This window comes from Sinorhizobium chiapasense (genome assembly GCF_045277575.1).
In the GTDB taxonomy this organism is placed as follows: Bacteria; Pseudomonadota; Alphaproteobacteria; order Rhizobiales; family Rhizobiaceae; genus Ensifer; species Ensifer chiapasense_A.
The window spans coordinates 3929996-3949452 of record NZ_CP144205.1; the positions used below are offsets into that span (position 1 = coordinate 3929996).

Below are 19457 nucleotides of genomic sequence, written 5' to 3' on the forward strand. Positions count from 1 at the left end.
GTTCCGCTTGGTCTATTCTGCCTCGGCAAGGCGCTGGCGCTTCTCGGCAATGGCGACCGTGAGCGCCATGGCAAACGCCATGCTGGCGGAAAGCGAACGGAAGCCCGCATGGTCGGCCTCGACCAGTTCAAACCAGACCTTCGAGGATTCAGCCAGTGGCGAGAAGGCCGAATCCGTCAGCGACACGACCGGCACCTTGCGCTCGGCCAAGAGCCGCGCCTGGGCGGCACTTTCGGACGCATAGGGCGAGAAGCTGACGGCGAAGGCTGCGTCGTTCTTCGTCGCCATCGCCAGCATGTCGTCATCGATGCCGGCGGCCGTGCCGACAAGCTGGTACCTCACCTTCAGCTTGCCGAAGGCATAGGCCATGTAGCTGGAGATCGGATAGGAGCGGCGCTTGGCGATCAGGTAGATCGTGTCTGCCTTGGCCAGGATATCGACGGCGCGCTCGAAGGCTTCGGGATCGACCGATGAGGCGATGTTGTCGAGCGAGCGGTGGGCGGCGGCGACGAAGCCGTTGAAGATCGAGCCGCTTTCGAGCTTGCTGTGGTCATTGGCGCTCAGTGCCTTCAACCGGTCTTCATAGCCGGGCGTACGCTCGCGCAGCCGCGCGCGAAAGATCTGCTGCAGGCTGGAGAAGCCTTCGAAGCCGAAATGCTGGGCGAAGCGCACCAGCGTAGAGGGCTGTACCTCGGCGGAGGTTGCGATGCTCGCCGCCGTGCCGAAGGCGATCTCGTCGGGGTTGTCGAGCGAATAGGCGGCCACCTGCCGCAGCCGTTTCGGCAGCTGCGCCTTGCGTTCCAGAATGGCGGCCTTCAGCGCCTCGAAATCCTGCGGCACCTCTGTCGTCGTTTCCGGCATGGCCATGTCTCGTTCTTCTCCCTCGATCGTGTCGTTGTGGCTCACACTAATCGATTAATTGGGAACGGCATAGAACAGGCATTCCATTTTTCTGCTCTTGTCTAAATGGGCACCCATTCGTTGGTCTTGGCCGATTGATAGGTCGCCGAAAGCACGCGCTGCACCTCGTAGCCTTCGCGGAAATCGGTCGAGGGCGACGTGCCGCCGGCAATGGCGTCGAGGAATTCCTTGACTTCGATCGCCTTCAGGTCGTTGAAACCGATCTGATGGCCGGGCGCCACGCAGAAGGCGCCATAGGGCGGATGTTCGGGTCCCGCCCAGATGGTGCGGAAGCCGCGGGTGCGGATGTCGTCGCCGGTCTTGTAGAGGCGGATCTCGTTCAGCCGCTCCTGCGTGAAGACGATGCTGCCCTTCGAGCCGTAGATCTCGAAATCGTGCTGCATCTTGCGGCCCGTTGCGATCCAGCTCGCCTCGAAGCTGCCGGTGGCGCCATTTTCGAAGCGCACGAAGGCGCGGGTGATGTCGTCCACTTCGACCGCGCGGGTCTCGCTGGACCCTTGAGCGATCGGCCGTTCCGGGATCTGGATGATGGTCTCGGCGAGCACCGACTTGATCGGGCCGACGAGGTGGCGCATGGAGGCAATGATGTGGCTGCCGATATCGGCAAGCGCGCCGCCGCCGCTGGCCGGATTCAGGCGCCAGCCCCACGGAACCTCGGCATCGGCCATGAAGTCTTCCGCATGAATGCCGCGCATCGAGCGGATCTCGCCGATCTCGCCGCTTTCGATGATGTTCTTGGCGAGGAAGATCAGCGGGTTCTTCAGATAGTTGAAGCCGACCTGGGTGACGACGCGGGCCTTCTCGGCCGCCTCGACCATCTCCCGGCATTCGGCGACGGTCGGCGCCAGCGGCTTTTCGCAATAGACATGCTTGCCATGGGCGATTGCCGCCAGCGCCATCTCCTTGTGCAGGAGGTTCGGCGTGGTGATGTCGATGATGTCGATATCCGGATCGGTCAGCAGCTCGCGCCAGTCGGCGGTCGCCTTGCGGAAGCCGAGCTGGCCGCGGGCCCGTTCGGCGCTCTCGACGGTGACGTCGGCGACCGTAACGAGATCGAGCTCGAAGGGCAGGTCGAAGACCCGCGCCGCGATGGTGAAGCCGAGCGCATGGGCTTTGCCCATGAAGCCCGTGCCGATCAGGCCGATCCCGAGTTTGCGCTTGCTGCCCATCTTGAATTCCTCCCTGGCCGTATTGGCTCGAAATGAAATGTTTTGTGCATGATTTGTCAATATGGAATATTTGTTCGAAATAGGTCGTAGAACTAAATCTGTGTCGACGGAAACAGCCAAATCTGTGCGTTCCGGCCAGGGTCACCTTGACGAAGGGGGAATGTGTTAACGCATTTTTACCATGTTCCGTTGGAACATCGTGCTTCGTCATGGTTAACGAATCGCCTCTGCGTGAACGGGGCGGAGCTGGAGTGAAATCAGCATGTGCCGCTGGGCAGCCTATCGCGGGGAGCCGCTCTATCTCGAGGAACTGGTGACCTCACCGGCGCACTCGCTGATCGAACAGTCCCATTGCGCGACACGGGCGAAGACCGCCACCAATGGCGACGGCTTCGGCGTCGCCTGGTACGGCGATCACCCGGAGCCCGGGCGCTATCGCGATATCCTGCCGGCCTGGTCCGACTGCAACTTGAAGAGCATCGCCCGGCAGATCCGCTCGCCGCTCTTCCTCGCCCATGTGCGCGCCGCGACCGGCGGCGGCACGCGGCGCGACAACTGTCATCCTTTCGTGTTCGGCCGCTGGTCTTTCATGCACAACGGCCAGATCGGCGACTTCGAGCATCTGCGCCGACCGATGGAGAGCATGCTCGACAACGACCTCTATTCGGCACGCACCGGCACGACAGATTCGGAACTCCTGTTCCTGCTTGCCATGCAGTTCGGGCTCGACCGCGATCCGCTGGGCGCGATCGCCGAGGCGCTTGCCTTCGTCGAGCAGCTTGCTGTGCACCTTGAGCGGCAAGTCTTGGTCCGTTTCACCGCCGCTTTCTCCGACGGTCATGACCTCTACGCCGTGCGCTATGCCTCCGACTGGAGGGCGCCGACGCTCTATGCCGCGCCCATGGGCCCGAGTGGCGGCTATTGCCTCGTCTCCGAGCCGCTCAACGACGATGACAACGCCTGGGTCGAAATTCCCGACGGCACGGCGGTCATCGTCGGCGAAAACGGCGTCGATGTCCGGTTGTTTTCAACGCAAGGAGCGCCGGCGAAGTCTCGTCAATTTGCCTAGGGCATCGCATCGAGTATCACAGCGGAAGGTGCCGGCCCCTCATCCGGCTGCCGCCACCTTCTCCCCGCCTGGGGAGAAGGAGACCCGCGGCGCTCGCTCGACCGTAAAGCAACCCTTCGCGATTTGTCCCTCTAGCGATCGAACCTCCGCCGCCTCGCCACAAAGCGGGGCATTCGCGTTTGCCACGTCCCCTCGCCCCGCTTGCGGGGAGAGGGTTAGGGTGAGGGGCATCGGCCCCCGACGATCGAATGTTTAGCCCCGTTCTTTCCGCGCCAGCTCAACCGCAACCATCGCCGCGAGCTTCTCCGCCACCGCGTCCTTGTCCATCTCTGGCCAGTCGTCGTTGCCGGCAGCCGAGATCAGCTTCACCTTGTTGCGGTCGCCGCCCATGATGCCGGTCGCTGGCGACACGTCGTTGGCGAGGATGAAGTCGGCGCCCTTGCGCTCGAGCTTGGCGCGGCCGTTATCGGCGACGTTCTCGGTCTCGGCGGCAAAGCCGATCACGAGTTTCGGCCGCTTGGCATGATGCCCGACCGTCTTCAGGATATCGGGGTTTTCGGCAAGCTGGAGCGGCGGCGGGGCTTCGCCCGGCTTCTTCTTGATCTTGTTGCCGGCGGCCGTCGCCACCCGCCAGTCGGCAACGGCGGCAACCATGACGGCGACATCGGCGGGGAGGGCGGCAAGCACCGCATCGCGCATTTCCTCGGCCCGCTCCACATGCACGACGTTCACACCTGCCGGATCCGGGATCGTCACCGGGCCGGAGACCAGTGTGACGTTTGCGCCCAGTTTCGCGAGCGCGGCGGCGATTGCATGGCCCTGCTTGCCGGAGGAGCGGTTGGCGATGTAGCGCACCGGATCGATCGGCTCATGCGTCGGCCCGGAGGTGACGATGGCGTTGCGCCCGGCAAGCGGCTTCGGCGCGTCCGCGAGAAGATCCTCGACGGCTGCCACAATCGAAAGTGGCTCGCTCATGCGGCCTTCGCCGGCCTCGCCGCTCTCCGCCATCTCACCGGCCTCCGGACCGATGAAGCGGATGCCGTCCCTGGCAAGCGTCGCGCGGTTGCGGCGCGTGGCCGGATGCGCCCACATCTTCGGGTTCATCGCCGGCGCAACCAGCACAGGCCGGTCGGTTGCGAGCAGGATGGTGGAGGCCAGATCGTCGGCATGGCCGTTCGCCATCTTCGCCATCAGGTCGGCCGTTGCCGGCGCAACGACGACGAGGTCGCATTCGCGCGCCAGCCGGATATGGCCGACATCCTGTTCGTCCTCGCGCGAAAAGAGGTCGAGATAAACATGCGAGGCCGAAAGTGCGCCGACGGCAAGCGGGGTCACGAATTGCTGCGCGCCGGCCGTCATCACCGGCCGCACGCTCGCGCCGCGTTCGCGCAGGCGCCGAATGAGATCAAGGCTTTTGTAAGCCGCAATGCCGCCGGAGATGATCAGGAGAATACGCTTGCCCGACAATGTCATTTGCACCCGGCCTTTCGGCCGCCCTCTTGCCCGGCATGGGCCGCCGGGGCTTACGCGATACCTCTCGATGCGGCTCGCCTCGCGGGCCTGCCTGAAATGGAACCTACTTGAGCGACCCGCCCGGTGCAATGCATGGCCGAAGGCGACAGCCGCGATGCCGGTGGCGCGCAGCATTCGCGCCTTCGGCCTGACCTTCGGCAAAGGCGCCGAGCCGCGCAGCCACGCCTGACGTCTGGCCGTCGCCGCTTCGAATGTCGCCTTGAAACGGGCGCATTCGATGCTATCTATGACGCCGATAGAAATTTGAACAGGATACACGCATCGATGGATTTCACCCTGACCGCCAAGCCGAACCGTCTTGCCATCAGGGAAAACCGTATCCATGCCTGCTTCGATTTCACTCTCCCAACTTTCGTGGTCCACGCCTGAGGGCCGAAGCCTCTTTTCCGATCTCGACCTGACCTTTGGTCCGCTGCGCACCGGCCTGGTCGGACGCAACGGCGTCGGCAAATCCACGCTCTTGTCCTTGATCGAAGGTTCGCTGGTGCCGCAGACAGGCAAGGTCGCTGTCGAAGGCAGCCTTGGCGTCTTGAGCCAGACGATGCAGATCGCGGCCGATGAGACCGTCGCCGACCTCTTCGGCGTCTCCAGGGCGCTTGCCGTACTCAAGCGGGCGGAGGAGGGGCTGGCCAGTATGGACGAGCTTGCCGCCGCCGATTGGACGCTCGAATCGCGGCTGGAAGCAGCGCTCGCCCGCGTCGGTCTCGACGCTGCGGCAGAGACGCGCCTTGCTGCCCTTTCCGGCGGCCAGATGACGCGCGTAAAACTCGCGGCCCTCGTCTTCCAGGAGCCGAATTTCATCCTGCTCGACGAACCCACCAACAATCTCGACCGTGAAGGGCGAGCCGCCGTTGCCGCGTTGATGGCCGGTTGGCGCGGCGGCGCCATCGTCGTCAGCCACGATCGAGAACTCCTGGAAACGATGGACGCGATCGTCGAGCTGACGACACTTGGCGCGACGACCTATGGCGGCAACTGGAGCCACTACCGCAAGCGCAAGGCGATCGAGCTGGCCTCGGCCCGCCACGATCTCGCCGATGCCGAGCGACGTCTGGCCGAGGTCGACCGCAAGGCTCAGGAAACGGCCGAACGCAAGGCGCGCAAGGATGCCGCCGGCCGCCGCAAGCGCGCCAAAGGAGACGAACCGTTGCTGCTTCTCGACGCCAGGAAGGAGCGTAGCGAGAAAACCGGCGGCGACAATGCCCGCCTGGCCGAACGCCGGCGCGATCAGGCGATCGGGGACCTGGCGGAAGCGCGGGAACGCATCGAGATCCTGCAGCCGCTGAGCGTTCGCCTTCCTCCGACCGGACTTCCCGCCGGGCGCAGCGTGCTGCAGATCAGCGATGCAAGCGTGGGCTATGAACTAGGGACGCCTGTAGTCGATCGCCTGTCGCTTTCGATCGTCGGACCGGAGCGCGTCGCGCTCACCGGCCGCAACGGCTCCGGCAAGACGACGCTCTTGTCGCTGTTGTCGGGCGAACTTCAGCCGTGGTTGGGCAGCGTCCAGGTCCTGGTCGGTTACGCCATGCTCGATCAGCGGGTGAGCCTGCTCGATCCCGCGCTCTCGATCCGCGACAATTTCCGACGCATCAACCCTGGAGCAAGCGAGAATACCTGCCGCGCGGCGCTGGCTCGCTTCATGTTCCGGGCGGATGCGGCCCTGCAGATCGTTTCGAGCCTCAGCGGCGGCCAGATGCTGCGCGCCGGTCTCGCCTGCGTGCTCGGTGGCAGCAGCCCGCCGCAACTCCTGATCCTCGACGAGCCGACCAACCATCTGGACATCGATTCGATCGAGGCGGTCGAGGCGGGCTTGCGGGCCTATGACGGCGCCCTGCTGGTCGTCAGCCACGACCACGCCTTTCTGGAGGCGATCGGGGTCACGCGGCGCATCGAGCTTTCCTGAGGGGGGAACTACTCCGCCCAGCGCGCTTCGCCGGTAAAGGCGATCGTCAGCCAGCGGTCGTGGCCGGGGTCGCCGATCTCTTCACCGATCTCGGCACGGATCCTATCGAGCTCGGCAAGCGTGCCGACCTTGGTTTCCGGCGTACCGATCAGATAGATCTCGATCGTCTTGGAACGGCCGACCTTGGCGACATAGGTGCGATAATCGGCAAAGCCGTGGCGCGCGGCAGCGTTGGCGGCCGCCTGGCGCACGCGCTCGTCGAGTTCGGCGGGCGCGACCAGGAAGATCTCCTTCAATGCCTGGAAGACCGTGCGGATCGGCAGCGGGATCAGGCAGAGCGTCAGCACGATCAGGATCGTCGGGTCGACATAGGGCGTCCAGTGCTCGTAAGCCGTGCCCTTCAGCGTGGCCGCGGTCAGGAACGCGATCAGGAGGGCGGCCGTGATCACGCCGGACATCGCCCAGGCCCGCACGTCGAGCGCTAGGAACTCCGAACCGATCGGCCGGTTTGCCCGGCGTATGTAGAAGAACATGCCGAGGCAGATCACGACGACGACGGCGGCATAGGCGATCGCCCAGTCGAAGGCGAGGTGGTTGCCGCCCGACAGAATTGACCCTACGGCGTTGACCATCGCGTAGAACGAAAGCAGCGTCAGCAGCCCGGCATTGAAGAGCAGCACCATGGGTTCGATGTGCCAGAAGCCCATCTGGAACCGCTTGCTCTGCTTCGGGATCAGTCGCGTCACGCCAAGCGCGAGCAGCGTCATGGAGGCGTCGACGGCGGAGAACACCCCATCGAACACGATCGAGACCGATCCGGACAACAGGCCGAACAGCACGCCCGTCGTGCCGACGACGATGGTCGCGGCGATCGATCGTTTGAGCACGGTCTGTTCGGTCGGAGCCGTCATGGCGTTGTTTTTACTCCTGTTTCGGTGTGGTGCCGTAGGGCTGGCGGTGCGAAATGGTGGCGGCCAATGCAAACATAGCGTTTCGCCCCTTCGTAGGACAGTCGGCGCGCGCACGCGCCAATAAAGCTCAGCGTTGTGTTTCGAGGGCTGCACGCTCAGTATCGCCGGAGGTGGTCACCCATGCGAAGGACGTGGAGGGGAAATGATTGGCGAAATGTTTCTTGGTGCCCTGTTTGTCTTGGGTACGGTCGGCCTGACGCTCGCGGCCTATTTCCTCATGCGGCTGATCATGGGCGGCGAGGCGGAAGGGCACGAAAAGGAACTTGCGAGTTCGGTCATTTTCCGTATCTCGGCGCTGCACGGCCTGATCCTCGCGCTCGTCTTCGCGCAGGAGATGGTCGAGTACCAGCAGCTCAAGTACGAGATGGCGACGGAAGCTGGTGCGATCGCCGACATTTTCTACGATGCCGAACGTTATGGCGAAGCCATCAAGACGCCGATCCAGCAGGCGATCGCCGCCTATGCGGCAGAGGTGATCGATGGCGAATGGCAGTTGCTGGCGGACAAGGGGCGGCTGTCATCTGAGGCCTGGGTTCAATGGGATCGTGCCTACCAGCAGGTGCTGAACCTCGTGCCGGCCGACAAGCGCCAGGAAAGCCTGCGCAGCCAGATGCTGGAGCGCCTGCATGACATATCGCAAAGCCGAACCAAGCGGGAAAGCAACGTCGCGGACTCGATCGACAGCATCTTCTGGTTCGCGGCACTTTCCGGCGTCATCTTCATTGCGCTTGCCTATTATTCCTTCCCGCCGATGCGGCGCAATCTGCTGCTGCTTTGTCTCTTCGGCGCCTATACCGGTATCATCCTGTTCCTGATCTATGCCTTCTCCAATCCGTACCAGCCCCCGGCTGCCCTCGCCCCGGGGCCGCTCGAGCGGGTGCAGCAGCAGATCAGCGCGTCGCGGCCAACAAACGGCGGATAGCGGCGCTACGCGAATTGACCCAGCCGCAGAAGGCCCCCGTGGAGGGCGCCACTGTCGGACGCATCGGCACGTGCGGCCCCGGGGCGCGGCGGCGGCATGGAGTGACCGATCGCAAACAGAAGCGCGCTGGCCGCCGCAAGCAGCGCGAACAGCAGGAACATGCCGGCGCCCCCGACGGCGCCAAGTGCGAGGCCGCCTATGAGCGGCCCGAGGAAATTTCCAACCGACGACAGCGAGTGCGCACCGAAATAGGTGCCCCGGTTGCCGGCATTGGAAATACCGTCGACCAACACATATTCCGAGGGCACGACGAGCACCTCGCCGATGGTGAAGAGGATCATCGAGGCGACGAGCATTTCCGCCTCGGACGAGGCTGCGAAACCGATTTCGCCAATCAGAAACAAGAGGCAGCCGAGCGACAGCGCCGGCAGCGCACCGATCCTCTCGATGACGAATCGAGCCGGCGTGCTGGCGATCAGCACCGTTGCAGCATTGGTCGAAACCAGGAGCGCGAAGAGCGTGACGCCATCCTCGAAACCGGTGTTGAGATACTGCGACAGGGTCACCGACCACTGACCATGAACGGCGAGCAGCAAAGTGCCGCCGATCACGAAGAAGACCAGCCGCCGGTCGCGTAGGGCGGTAACAAGTCCGCGCCAGCCATCGGCTGCCTGTGATGCCCCCTTGGTTTGCATCATCTGCCTGCTGGCGGCTTCGGGTACCGTCAGGAAGAGTGTCAGGCCGAAGGCTGCATGCATGACGCCGGCGCTGACGAAGAGCGTCGAATAGGCGGCGCCCACCCATACGCCGATCAACGGCCCGATGGCCCAGCCGGCATTGATGGCGAGATAGCGCCAGGAGAAGACCTTGAGGCGCAGATGCGCCGGCGCCGCGTCGCTCATCAGGGCACGTGCAACCGGTTCATAGACGGCGGCGGCCACGGCGGAAACGATGTGCGCCAACGCGAAAGCCGCGATCGATTGCGCCAACCCGAGCCCTGCCAGCGCCAGGCCGGCCATGAGAAGCGCTGCGGTCAGCACCCCTTTTCGGCCGATGCGGTCGGACAGCGTGCCGGCAAAAGGGCTGACGATTGCGCCGAGCAGCGGGCCGGCACCGATCAGGGCGCCGATACCTGCGGGACTGAGACCAAAATCACGCTGCAGGCGGATCGCCAGGAACGTCAGGCTCATGCCCTTGGCGATCGTCACCGCGCCGGAGCCCGCGATGAGAAGCAGCGCAACACGCCGGCCGGCGTTTTCGGAATAGGCATTCATCGCAGGCACCTGCAGGCTGGAGGTCGCTCCGCTCCTTGCGGAATGCGGAACGAGGGAGATCGTACGCGAGTTTCCCTTTGCGACTACATCCAGCGCGTGTACAAGGCAAGGGGGATCAGCCATCGTCAGCCGATGAATCGGCAAGGGCACTGGCTTCCCCACTCCGCTTGGACCTGTACAGAAAACCGAGGCGGCCACCGGTCGTGGCCACCTCGGGACGGTCTCGCAATGCCGCGGCTGCGCTTGCTCCCGGTATTGGGCTGCCGGCTATTTCGTCCCCTGCCGTTCCTGCCAAGCCGCATAGAGCGGCACCGCGTCGGTGTCGACCGGCACATGGCGGAAGCGCATCGCCTGCTCGGCAAGCGGCTTTGCCAGTTCGGCGTAGATCGCCGCGGTCGACAGGCCAAAAGGTTCGGCATCGACGTTCGAATTCGCATAGGCGATCTCGGTGATCCCAGCCATGCGCATCGCCGCCAGACACATCGGGCAAGGCTGGCCGCTGGCGTATACAGCGGCACCTTCGAGCCGCGGGGAACGAAGATTTTGAGCGGCGGCGCGCAGCGCGTTGAGTTCCGCATGCGAAGTCGGGTCCCCGGTCGACAGCATCTCGTTGACGCCGCGGCCGACGATCTCGCCGTCCTTGACGACGACCGCGCCGAAGGGGCGACCGCCTTTCTCGATGTTGCGACGGGCGAGCGTTACCGCCTCGGCCAGATAGGTCTGTTCCTGGTTCATGGGAGACTCCCGCTAGAGCAATTCCTGGAAAAGTGTGAAGCGGCTTTCCGTCCGGAATTGCGTAAATTCAGAGGTTCGATCGTTCCGCCGGTTCCATGAGCGAGATGGTCTAACGGGCGCCGGCGTCGACCAGCGGCTTTTCGATGCGGTCGTAGCCGCGCTGGCGCGCATGGCTCAGCGGGCTGACGCCGTCGCCGTCGGCAAGGTTGACGTCGGCGCCGGCCTTGATCAGCAGCCGCACGATTTCGGTGTGCTTTTCGCCACCGGTGCCGAGGATGATCGCCTCGAGCAGCGCCGTCCAGCCGAGCCGATTGATGTGATCGACGTCGACGCCGGCTTCGATCAGCGTCTTGACGGTCTCGACATGGCCGCGCTCGGACGCCGGGATGAGTGCCGTGCCGCCGTAGCGGTTCGTGCTCTTGAGGTTGGCGCCATTCGCGAGCGTCAGCTTCAGGATTGCGAGATGGCCACGGGCGCCGGCGTAGAGATAGGGACTGTCCTGGATCTTGTCCTTGGCGTTGACGTCGGCGCCGGCCTCGATCAGGGCGCGCGCCGCATCGACGCGGTTTTCATGAGTGGCGACAAGCAGGGCCGTTGCGCCGCTGGCATCGCGGGTCTCGACGCTCGCGCCTTGCTGCAGCAGCGATTTGATCTTATCCGCATCACCGGCTTCGGCAGCAGAAATCAGTTGGGTTTCGAGCATTGACGCCCCCACGGCTGCAGGTGAAAGGCTGAGGGCGGCAATCGATGCGCCGACCAGCGAGCCGAAAAGTCTTGGTCGCATTTCGTCTTTCCGATCATGCCGATCGGTCGGACGTGCCGACCGACCGCAGCGATTTCGGTTGAGAGCGGGTTCGGAACCTGGGAGTGGTTGCGCCTGGTACCGCTCTCGCTCATTGCGATCCCGTGCTTACTTGAGCTGGTCCGTGACCTTTTCAAGGGCGCAAGACACGCACTGCCGAGCGTGTCCCGCGCCCGGCATTGCCCCTCCGCGCCGACGATAGGTGGCGGAGCATCCATTTGGAAATTAAATGTATGAATGACTGAAAGTGGAAATCTGAATGAGTTGCCGGCAGCGGTCGGCTGCATGTCCTCCTTAAATCGAGGTCGAGGAGACAGGCTGTCGGCGGGGTGTGATCTGACGATTGGATCACACCTGCCACAGTGAATAGGTCCGAGCTGCGTCAGAGCATCGAGCGGCTGAGGCCGCCGTCGACCGGGAGCGCAACGCCGGTGACGTAGCTTGCCTGACGGCTGGCGAGGAAAGCGGCGGCTGCCCCGAATTCCGCCGGTGTGCCATAGCGTCCGAGCGGGATCTCCCGCTGACTGCGCGCCGCGACCGTTGCGATATCGACGCCTTCGCTCTCCGCATCCATCCGGTCGAAACTCAGCGTGCGGTCGGTGGCAAGCCGCCCCGGCAGGAGCAGGTTGACGGTCACGCCATCGGCTGCGACCTCGCCGGCAAGCGTCTTCAGCCAGCCGGCGACCGCACTTCTGAGCGCGTTCGAGGCGGTCAGCCCGACGATCGGCTCGCGGATGCTGGTGGAGGCGACGGCGATGATGCGTCCGAACTGCTGCTCGCGCATATGAGGCAGCAGGCGTCCGGTGATGCGCATGCCGGCCAGCACCATGGTTTCGAATTGCGCGCGCCAGAATTCGGGTTCGATCGTCGAGGCCGCCGAAGGCGGCGGTCCGCCGCCATTCAGCACCAGAATGTCGATCGCGCCGAAATCGGCTTCGAGCTGATCCAGCAGGCCGTCGAGCATTTCAGATTTCGAGAGGTCGAGCGCGTAGCCCCGGGCCGACGGGCCGATGTCGCTTGCCACCTTGGCCGCCGATGCGGCATCGCGACCGGTCAATGCAACGGTGACGCCTTCGTTTGCCAGCGCCTCGGCGATACCGCGGCCCAAGCCCTTGCTGCCGCCGAGCACCAGCGCCCGTTTTCCAGCAATACCAAGATCCATGACCGCTTCTCCTCGATGTGGAATTCAAGAATGACCAGGACTTGGAGCTACTACAGTTTCGCGCGAAGCGGAATCGAATTGACTGTCGGCAAATCACGAAGGCGGACAACGGAAAAGCCCGGCCGGAGAACCGGCCGGGCTTTCTGCCCCGCGCCCTTCTTGCCGAAAATCAACGGCAGATGCGAATCTTCTTGAAGTAGACGTTGCCGTAGTGGTCGTAGCGCTTGACCTTCTTGATGAAGCAATAGGGCTCTTCTTCGTAGTAGTAGGGCCCGCCGTAGTAGTCGCCGACATAGCCGATATGTCCGCCCCAGCCATGGCCGTAGTGGCCGTCGCTGAAGCCGATCGAGAAACCGCCGGCCTCAGACGGGGCGGCAAAGGAGACGGCGGCGGTGACGGCAACAGCGGCTGCGATGATGAACTTGCGCATGATGTTCTCTCCTCTGGGTTGGTTGGGATGAATCTTCGTCATCCATGAGGAAAAGATCGCATGGGGCCGATATATTCGCAGTTCCGGATGGAACAGGCTGAAGCCGGCGGTTGCGGAGGACCGCGATCCGCCGGCTGTAGCGGTTGTCGGCCGCCGAAGTTCGGGGCTTTCGGCTAGACGCGCTGTGCCGCTGGCGTACGGATACGCGCCATGGCGAAAACGTCCGCCAGCACGCCGTTCCTGAGCGCATAGGCCCGGTGCGTGCCCTCCATCTCGAAGCCCGCCTTGCGGTAGAGTGCAATCGCAGGCTCGTTGTCGGTGAACACGGTGAGTTCGATGCGGTTGATACCCAGCCAGTTGTCGGCAGCGTCGATCAAGGCTGTAAGCAGGGACTTACCAATTCCTTCGCCACGGTGATTGTCGTCGACGCTGATGCCGAGGGCAGCCGAATGGTGGCGCCGTCCCTTGCTGCGATGCAGGCCCGCCATGCCGACGATCCGACCGGCGCGTTCGGCAACGATGACCGTGTCGTTATCCGATCGGGTTTCCATCCACTTGCGTGTCTGCTCCGGGGTGGAAAAGGGCAAGCGGAGTGTTCCGGAGCGGATGCCCGGCTGGCTCATCAGGGCGGCAACGGCCTCCCAGTCGACGACGCGGGCCGCGCGGATGCTGATTTCAGGAGGAGCGTGCGTTTCGGTCATTGTTTCCTCTCTTTCGTCCGAGGAAACAGGACCCAACCCTGCTCGCCTCGGCAGGGTTGGTGGGGGACTTTTCGCTTAGCTTAGCGCAACAGGTCTCCCGCACACCCCTGGGGTATGCGTGCAAAGCACCATTGCGATCGTCGAGCGATTGTCCATGGCGGAAGAATAGCAAGCGAAAGTGGAAAGACAAGTCCGCAGAACGCGCCGAATGCCCGGCGTGAAGGCCGATCAGGTCACCTGCCAGGCGATGTAGACGAGCGTGGCGGCGATCAGCCACAGCGCCACACGGCCGGAGCGCGTGTGTCTGGCTTCCGCCTTGCCGATCGCATGCGCGGTCTCCGCGTCGAAGCGCAGGCCATTTGCGCTCATTGCCATGATCTCGCTGGAGAACTTTTCCGTGCGGGCGGCGATTTCGGGGGCGGCCTCCGCAAGCCGCAGTGCCGCATGCAGGCCGTCGCGCAAATCGGTGACGATGCGTTTCGGTCCGAGATTGTCGCGGATCCACTTGCCGACGACCGGTTCGGAGGCCTTCCACATGTTGAAACGCGGATTGAGGGTGCGCGCGACCCCCTCGACGACCACCATGGTCTTCTGCAGCATCACGAGTTCAGGGCGCGTCTGCATGTCGAAGAGTTCGGTGACCTCGAAGAGCAGGGTGAGAAGCTTCGCCATCGAAATGGTTTCGGCCGGCTGGCCGTGGATCGGCTCGCCGATCGCGCGGATCGCCTGGGCGAAGCTCGCCGCATCGTGGTGCGAAGGTACGTAGCCCGCCTCGAAATGCACGTCGGCGACGCGCTGGTAGTCGCGGGTGATGAAGCCGAACAGAATCTCCGCCAGGAAGCGGCGCTCCTTCTTTCCAAGTCTTCCGACGATACCCATGTCGACGGCGACGATATGGCCGGCATCGTCGACGAAGAGATTGCCCTGGTGCATGTCGGCATGGAAGAAGCCGTCGCGCAGCGTGTGGCGCAGGAAGGACTGGATCAGCGTTTCGGCCAGCGTATTGAGGTCGTGGCCGGCCGCCTTCAACCCCTCGATATCCGACATCTTGACGCCGTCGATCCACTCCATGGTGACGACATCGCGGCCGGTCCGTTCCCAGTCGACCTTCGGCACTCGAAAACCGGAATCGTCCTTGGTGTTCTCGCCGAGTTCGGAAAGGGCTGCCGCCTCCAGGCGAAGGTCCATTTCGACCTTGGTCGTCTGCTCAAGCGTCTTGGTCACCTCGACCGGCTTCAGCCGCCGCGTATAGGGCAGAAAGCGCTCCTGCATGCGGCTGACGAGATACATGGCCTCGATGTCGAAAGCGAAGCGCTGGCGAACGCCGGGGCGAATGACCTTGACCGCGACCTTCTCCGGCTTACCGTCGCGCATGACGACGGCGGGATGCACCTGCGCGATCGAGGCGGCCGCCATCGGCTCGGAGAATTCCGCGTAAAGGTCGTCGAGCAGACGGCCGAGCGAGCCTTCGATCGCAGCCTTCGCCTCGCTCCGGGGGAAGGTCGCCATGCGGTCCTGCAACAGCGACAGGTCGGCGGCAAACTCCGCGCCGACGACGTCGGGGCGGGTCGCCAGGAACTGGCCGATCTTCACATAGGAGGGGCCGAGGCGGGCGACGGCGCGCGACAACCGGTCGCTGCGCTCTTCTCCCGGCACCCTGCGGCGCGCGAGCAGTCCGGCCACCTTCTGAGCGAAACGGGCGAAGGGCGGCAGATGCTCCGTGGGGACGGCCGAGACGACGCCTTCGCGCACGAGAACCCAGCCGATCCGCGCGAGGCGGACATATGCTCCAGGCGTGCTCATCGGGATCAGATTTTCCAGCCGGAATGCAGCGCTGCGATGCCGCCGGTGTAATTGGTGAAGGAGACGCGCGAGAAGCCGGCTTCCTTGATCATGGTGGCGAAGTCGCGCTGGTTCGGGAACTTGCGGATCGATTCCACCAGATACTGGTAGGGAGCCTCGTCGCCGGTGATCAGCTTGCCGAACTTCGGGATCGCATTGAACGACCAGGCGTCATAGAAGCGATCGAGCAGCGGCATCTCCACTTCGGAGAATTCCAATACCAGGAGGCGACCACCGCGCTTCAGCACGCGGTATGCCTCCTTCAGCGCCACGTCGATGCGCGGCACGTTGCGGATGCCGAAGGCGATCGTATAGGCATCGAAGGAATTCGCCTCGAAGGGCAGTTCCTCGGCATTGGCCTCGACGAAATCGAGATTGGCGGAAAGCTTCTTCTTCTCCGCCCGTTCGGCGCCGACGGCGAGCATCGAGCCGTTGATGTCAAGCACGGTCGCGTGCGCCTTGCGGTCGGACGCCTCGATGATGCGGAAGGCGATGTCACCGGTGCCGCCGGCAACGTCCAGCACCCTATAGTCTTCGCGGCGCGGCGGGTTGAGCGCGGCGATCATCGCGTCCTTCCAGGCGCGGTGCAGGCCGGCCGACATCACGTCGTTCATGATGTCGTAGCGCTTCGCCACCTTGTGGAATACGTCGTTGACGAGCGGCTGCTTTTCGCCGGCGTCGACGTTGCGGAAACCGAAGGATGTTTCCATGCCGCCATCGGCCGATACGCGCTGATCCGTCATACGAAGAACTCCATCTGAACCAATTTTTCCGGCACCATAGCGAAAAGGCCCCATCCGCGCTATCTCGTGGACGGGACCGCGCCTGCGGCATAGCGCACCCCTATAGGATAAGAAGGCCGCCAAGGAAATGCCAGTCGCCGCATCCCGGTGGCTGAGATCGCAGGAGTGCATTTATGCCGGAGTTGCCCGAGGTCGAAACTGTCAAGCGCGGCCTGGCGCCGACCATGGAGGGCGCGCGGATCGTCAATGCGGAGTTGCGCCGGGCGGACCTGCGTTTTCCGTTTCCGGAGAATTTTTGCTCGACCGTTGCCGGCCAGCGCATCGTCTCGCTGTCGCGCCGGGCGAAGTATCTGATGATCGATCTGGAAGCGGGTGACGTGATCATTGCCCATCTCGGCATGTCCGGTTCCTTCCGTATCGAGGCAGGGTCGGCCGCGGCGACGCCGGGCGAGTTTCATCATCCGCGCGGCAAGGACGAGAAGCACGATCACGTCATTTTCCATCTCGATGGTGCCGACGGCCCGGTGCGGGTGATCTACAACGACCCGCGCCGTTTTGGCTTCATGGATCTTGCCCGCCGCGACACGGTGGCAAGCCACGCCTATTTCCGCGCGCTTGGCGAGGAGCCGACCGGAAACGCGCTTGATGCCGCCTATCTTGCCGCGCGCTTTTCCGGCAAGGCGCAGCCGCTGAAGGCAGCATTGCTCGACCAGAAGAACATCGCCGGTCTCGGCAATATCTATGTCTGCGAGGCGCTCTGGCGCTCACATCTGTCTCCCTTGAAGCCCGCGGGGGAACTCGTCGACAAGCGCGGCAAGCCGAAAGACGCGCTCCTCAGACTGACGGATGCGATCCGCGAGGTCATCGCCGACGCCATCGCCGCCGGCGGCTCGTCGCTGAAGGACCATATCCAGGCGGACGGATCGCTGGGGTACTTCCAGCACTCCTTCTCCGTCTACGACCGCGAAGGAGAGGCTTGCCGCACGCCGGGCTGCAACGGTACGGTCGCCCGTATCGTGCAGGCGGGCCGCTCAACCTTCTATTGCCCGCATTGCCAGAAATGAACGCCGGCCGTCTGCGGCCTGGCGTCTCACATGAACCGGAGGAAACAGGAATGACCTACGAAACGCTGCTGGTCGAAACGCGCGGCCGCGTCGGCCTCGTGACGCTCAATCGTCCGCAGGCGCTGAATGCGCTGAACTCGACCGTGATGCGCGAGCTTGCCGCAGCGCTGAAAGCCTTCGACGCCGACAAGGAGATCGGCGCCGTCGTCGTCACCGGCTCGGAAAAGGCCTTTGCCGCCGGCGCCGACATCAAGGAGATGCAGTCGCTCGATTTCGTCGACAGCTATCTCGGCGACTTCATCGGCGGCTGGGACCAGGTGGCCGCGGCGCGCAAGCCTGTGATCGCAGCCGTCTCCGGTTATGCGCTCGGCGGTGGCTGCGAACTGGCGATGATGTGCGACTTCATCATCGCCTCCGAGACGGCGAAATTCGGCCAGCCCGAAATCACCCTCGGCGTCATTCCCGGCATGGGCGGCTCGCAGCGCCTGACGCGTGCCGTCGGCAAGGCGAAGGCGATGGACCTGGTTCTGACCGGCCGCATGATGGATGCGGCGGAGGCGGAACGCGCGGGACTCGTTTCGCGTGTGGTGGCGCCGGAGAAACTGATGGAGGAAGCGCTGGCGGCTGCCGAGAAGATCGCATCCTTCTCGCTGCCGGCAGTCATCATGGCGAAGGAGGCGGTGAACCGCTCGCTGGAGCTGACGCTCGCCGAGGGACTTCGTTTCGAACGGCGGCTCTTCCACTCGCTGTTTGCGACCGAAGACCAGAAGGAGGGCATGGCCGCCTTTGTCGCCAAGCGCAAGCCGGAGTTCAAACACCGCTAGAGCGGGATGAGGAAAAGTGTGCGCGGTTTTCCGTCCGCATCCCGCTCAAGCTTGTGAGGAACGACCACGTTATGGTTTTGGGTCGCTCAAACCCAAGACCATCGTGATCCAAGCCAAAGGGGACTCGCAGATTCTGGAAATTGCGCGTTGACGGGGCGGCCGTTTCCCGCTATACGCCGCCCTCAGTTTGGAACGCCATTCTGGGCTTTCCGGAAATACTCCCGAATTGCTTTGATGACAGGTCGCAGTGACCCGGCACGGCGAAGGCGGAGTTAATGTCAGTTTTCGAAGAGAGGCACCAATGGCCAATACAACTTCGGCGAAAAAGGCGACCCGCAAGATCGCACGCCGCACCGCAGTGAACAAGGCCCGTCGTTCGCGCGTTCGTAACTTCATCCGCAAGGTCGAAGAAGCGATCGCAACCGGCGATCAGGCAGTTGCAGCCGCAGCGCTCAAGGCAGCTCAGCCCGAGCTGATGCGCGCAGCCACCAAGGGCGTCCTGCACGCCAACACTGCATCGCGCAAAGTTTCGCGTCTCGCGCAGCGCGTGAAGTCGCTTTCGGCCTAATCCGGCTAAGAAAAATCTGTTAACGAAAAGCCCGGCCCTTGCGCCGGGCTTTTCGGATTCATACTTCTGTCATCGCGATGGTTAATCCGGCAGTATTACCTTGTGTCAGTGCGATGACAAAATTTTTGAAACGAATTCAATAACTTACGAGAGGTCCTTATCAAAAGGATGTCTCTGGCTGGGGCGCCTCTGACCCCGGAATGAGTCAAGCGATTTTTTATTTTTTTTCTTTTTCGCCAGCTAAGCAAAGGCCGAAAAATCAAAACCCTTGATTCAACAGCGATTCTTCGCGGACTCGGAATGCGGCAAGCAAAAGGCAGGCTGAGAGTCAACGGTCAGTGCTTAAGGTTGCTTAAAAATCGCGATTGATCTTGCCCATCGATCCTGCCTAAATGCCCTCCACAGGGGACACGGACCACATCTGTAAAGGAAGCAGAAGACGCCATTTCGAAGAAATGGTTTCGATGTTTCTGTCCTTTGTATCAGGGCGGCTCCGCGTCGTTCAATCAGACAAGTCGAAGGTGAAAAACCGGATGGTTCGTTCCACTCCGGATGAGAAGCTTTCGTCCTATGGTTGTGACGGGGTGCTCATGTGTCGACGGCGGGTGCAAGCGGCACCCGGCGGACGGCAAAGGTCCAACGCGCGGCTCGACGCTTCGTACGAGGGTGCGAAGAGCTGTTGACGAGGAGGAGGATCCGAGGCGGTGCGGGAAGCGCACCGGAGGATTGTTGACAAGAGGCGCGAGGGGACATCCTCCGGCCACAAGGCGGGCGGATGCGCGTAGCGCGCAGCGAGGCGGGAGATGAGGAGCCCGGCGTCGACT

General features: G+C 63.4%; 19 protein-coding genes. 7 read left to right on the forward strand and 12 right to left on the reverse strand.

All coding sequences use genetic code 11. The features are described 5' to 3' along the window. Positions 1-12: 12 nt before the first annotated feature. Together QM996_RS18915 and QM996_RS18920 are read right to left on the reverse strand one after the other, a co-directional pair. Complete coding sequence (locus QM996_RS18915) at positions 13-867, reverse strand: MurR/RpiR family transcriptional regulator (RefSeq protein ID WP_500268740.1); 855 nt, start codon at positions 865-867, stop codon at positions 13-15. A gap of 95 nt (positions 868-962) precedes the next feature. Further along, positions 963-2090 (reverse strand): Gfo/Idh/MocA family protein, encoded by a 1128-nt coding sequence (locus QM996_RS18920; protein ID WP_500268741.1) that lies wholly within the window; start codon positions 2088-2090, stop codon positions 963-965. 262 nt (positions 2091-2352) lie between these two features. On the opposite strand from QM996_RS18920, the gene QM996_RS18925 reads away from it, so the two are divergent. Then, a complete protein-coding gene (locus tag QM996_RS18925) occupies positions 2353-3159 on the forward strand; it encodes a class II glutamine amidotransferase (RefSeq protein WP_500268742.1) in 807 nt (268 codons plus the stop codon). 252 nt (positions 3160-3411) lie between these two features. Here the strand turns inward: QM996_RS18925 and coaBC are convergent, their stop codons facing one another. After that, on the reverse strand, positions 3412-4632 hold the full coding sequence (gene coaBC, locus QM996_RS18930; protein ID WP_500268743.1) for a bifunctional phosphopantothenoylcysteine decarboxylase/phosphopantothenate--cysteine ligase CoaBC: 1221 nt from the start codon (positions 4630-4632) through the stop codon (positions 3412-3414). A 132-nt stretch (positions 4633-4764) separates the two neighbouring features. Between coaBC and QM996_RS18935 the strand changes: the two genes are divergently transcribed. Continuing rightward, positions 4765-5061 (forward strand): hypothetical protein, encoded by a 297-nt coding sequence (locus tag QM996_RS18935; protein WP_500268744.1) that lies wholly within the window; start codon positions 4765-4767, stop codon positions 5059-5061. After that, a complete protein-coding gene (locus QM996_RS18940; protein WP_500268745.1) occupies positions 5015-6595 on the forward strand; it encodes an ABC-F family ATP-binding cassette domain-containing protein in 1581 nt (526 codons plus the stop codon). The genes QM996_RS18935 and QM996_RS18940 overlap by 47 nt, the downstream gene beginning before the upstream one ends. Positions 6596-6603: 8 nt before the next feature. Here the strand turns inward: QM996_RS18940 and QM996_RS18945 are convergent, their stop codons facing one another. Continuing rightward, on the reverse strand, positions 6604-7506 hold the full coding sequence (locus QM996_RS18945) for a cation diffusion facilitator family transporter (protein WP_500268746.1): 903 nt from the start codon (positions 7504-7506) through the stop codon (positions 6604-6606). A 202-nt stretch (positions 7507-7708) separates the two neighbouring features. Here QM996_RS18945 and QM996_RS18950 point away from each other — a divergent pair, with 202 nt between their 5' ends. Further along, positions 7709-8488: a bestrophin-like domain gene (locus tag QM996_RS18950; protein WP_500268747.1), complete on the forward strand. Its 780-nt coding sequence runs from the start codon at positions 7709-7711 to the stop codon at positions 8486-8488. 5 nt (positions 8489-8493) lie between these two features. On the opposite strand, the gene QM996_RS18955 is transcribed toward QM996_RS18950, so the two are convergent. From QM996_RS18955 to ubiE, 8 genes are all read right to left on the reverse strand, one after another. After that, a complete protein-coding gene (locus QM996_RS18955; protein ID WP_500268748.1) occupies positions 8494-9762 on the reverse strand; it encodes an MFS transporter in 1269 nt (422 codons plus the stop codon). 267 nt (positions 9763-10029) lie between these two features. Continuing rightward, a complete protein-coding gene (locus tag QM996_RS18960; RefSeq protein ID WP_500268749.1) occupies positions 10030-10497 on the reverse strand; it encodes a nucleoside deaminase in 468 nt (155 codons plus the stop codon). Positions 10498-10606: 109 nt separating this feature from the next. Then, positions 10607-11200: an ankyrin repeat domain-containing protein gene (locus QM996_RS18965; RefSeq protein WP_500270356.1), complete on the reverse strand. Its 594-nt coding sequence runs from the start codon at positions 11198-11200 to the stop codon at positions 10607-10609. A 481-nt stretch (positions 11201-11681) separates the two neighbouring features. Next, entirely contained in the window at positions 11682-12461 is a 780-nt protein-coding gene (locus QM996_RS18970; protein WP_500268750.1) for a Rossmann-fold NAD(P)-binding domain-containing protein, read from the reverse strand. Between the two features lie 169 nt (positions 12462-12630). After that, positions 12631-12891: a hypothetical protein gene (locus QM996_RS18975; RefSeq protein ID WP_500268751.1), complete on the reverse strand. Its 261-nt coding sequence runs from the start codon at positions 12889-12891 to the stop codon at positions 12631-12633. Positions 12892-13064: 173 nt separating this feature from the next. Then, complete coding sequence (locus QM996_RS18980; protein WP_500268752.1) at positions 13065-13592, reverse strand: GNAT family protein; 528 nt, start codon at positions 13590-13592, stop codon at positions 13065-13067. A gap of 228 nt (positions 13593-13820) precedes the next feature. After that, a complete protein-coding gene (ubiB, locus tag QM996_RS18985; protein WP_500268753.1) occupies positions 13821-15395 on the reverse strand; it encodes a 2-polyprenylphenol 6-hydroxylase in 1575 nt (524 codons plus the stop codon). A gap of 5 nt (positions 15396-15400) precedes the next feature. Continuing rightward, complete coding sequence (gene ubiE / locus QM996_RS18990) at positions 15401-16177, reverse strand: class I SAM-dependent methyltransferase (protein ID WP_500268754.1); 777 nt, start codon at positions 16175-16177, stop codon at positions 15401-15403. 173 nt (positions 16178-16350) lie between these two features. Here ubiE and mutM point away from each other — a divergent pair, with 173 nt between their 5' ends. From mutM to rpsT, 3 genes are all read left to right on the forward strand, one after another. Further along, positions 16351-17241, forward strand: coding sequence for an Fpg/Nei family DNA glycosylase (gene mutM, locus QM996_RS18995; RefSeq protein WP_500268755.1), 891 nt, complete (start codon positions 16351-16353; stop codon positions 17239-17241). 50 nt (positions 17242-17291) lie between these two features. Further along, positions 17292-18065, forward strand: coding sequence for an enoyl-CoA hydratase (locus QM996_RS19000; protein ID WP_500268756.1), 774 nt, complete (start codon positions 17292-17294; stop codon positions 18063-18065). A gap of 301 nt (positions 18066-18366) precedes the next feature. Further along, entirely contained in the window at positions 18367-18633 is a 267-nt protein-coding gene (rpsT, locus tag QM996_RS19005) for a 30S ribosomal protein S20 (protein WP_034797494.1), read from the forward strand. Positions 18634-19457 lie beyond the last annotated feature (824 nt).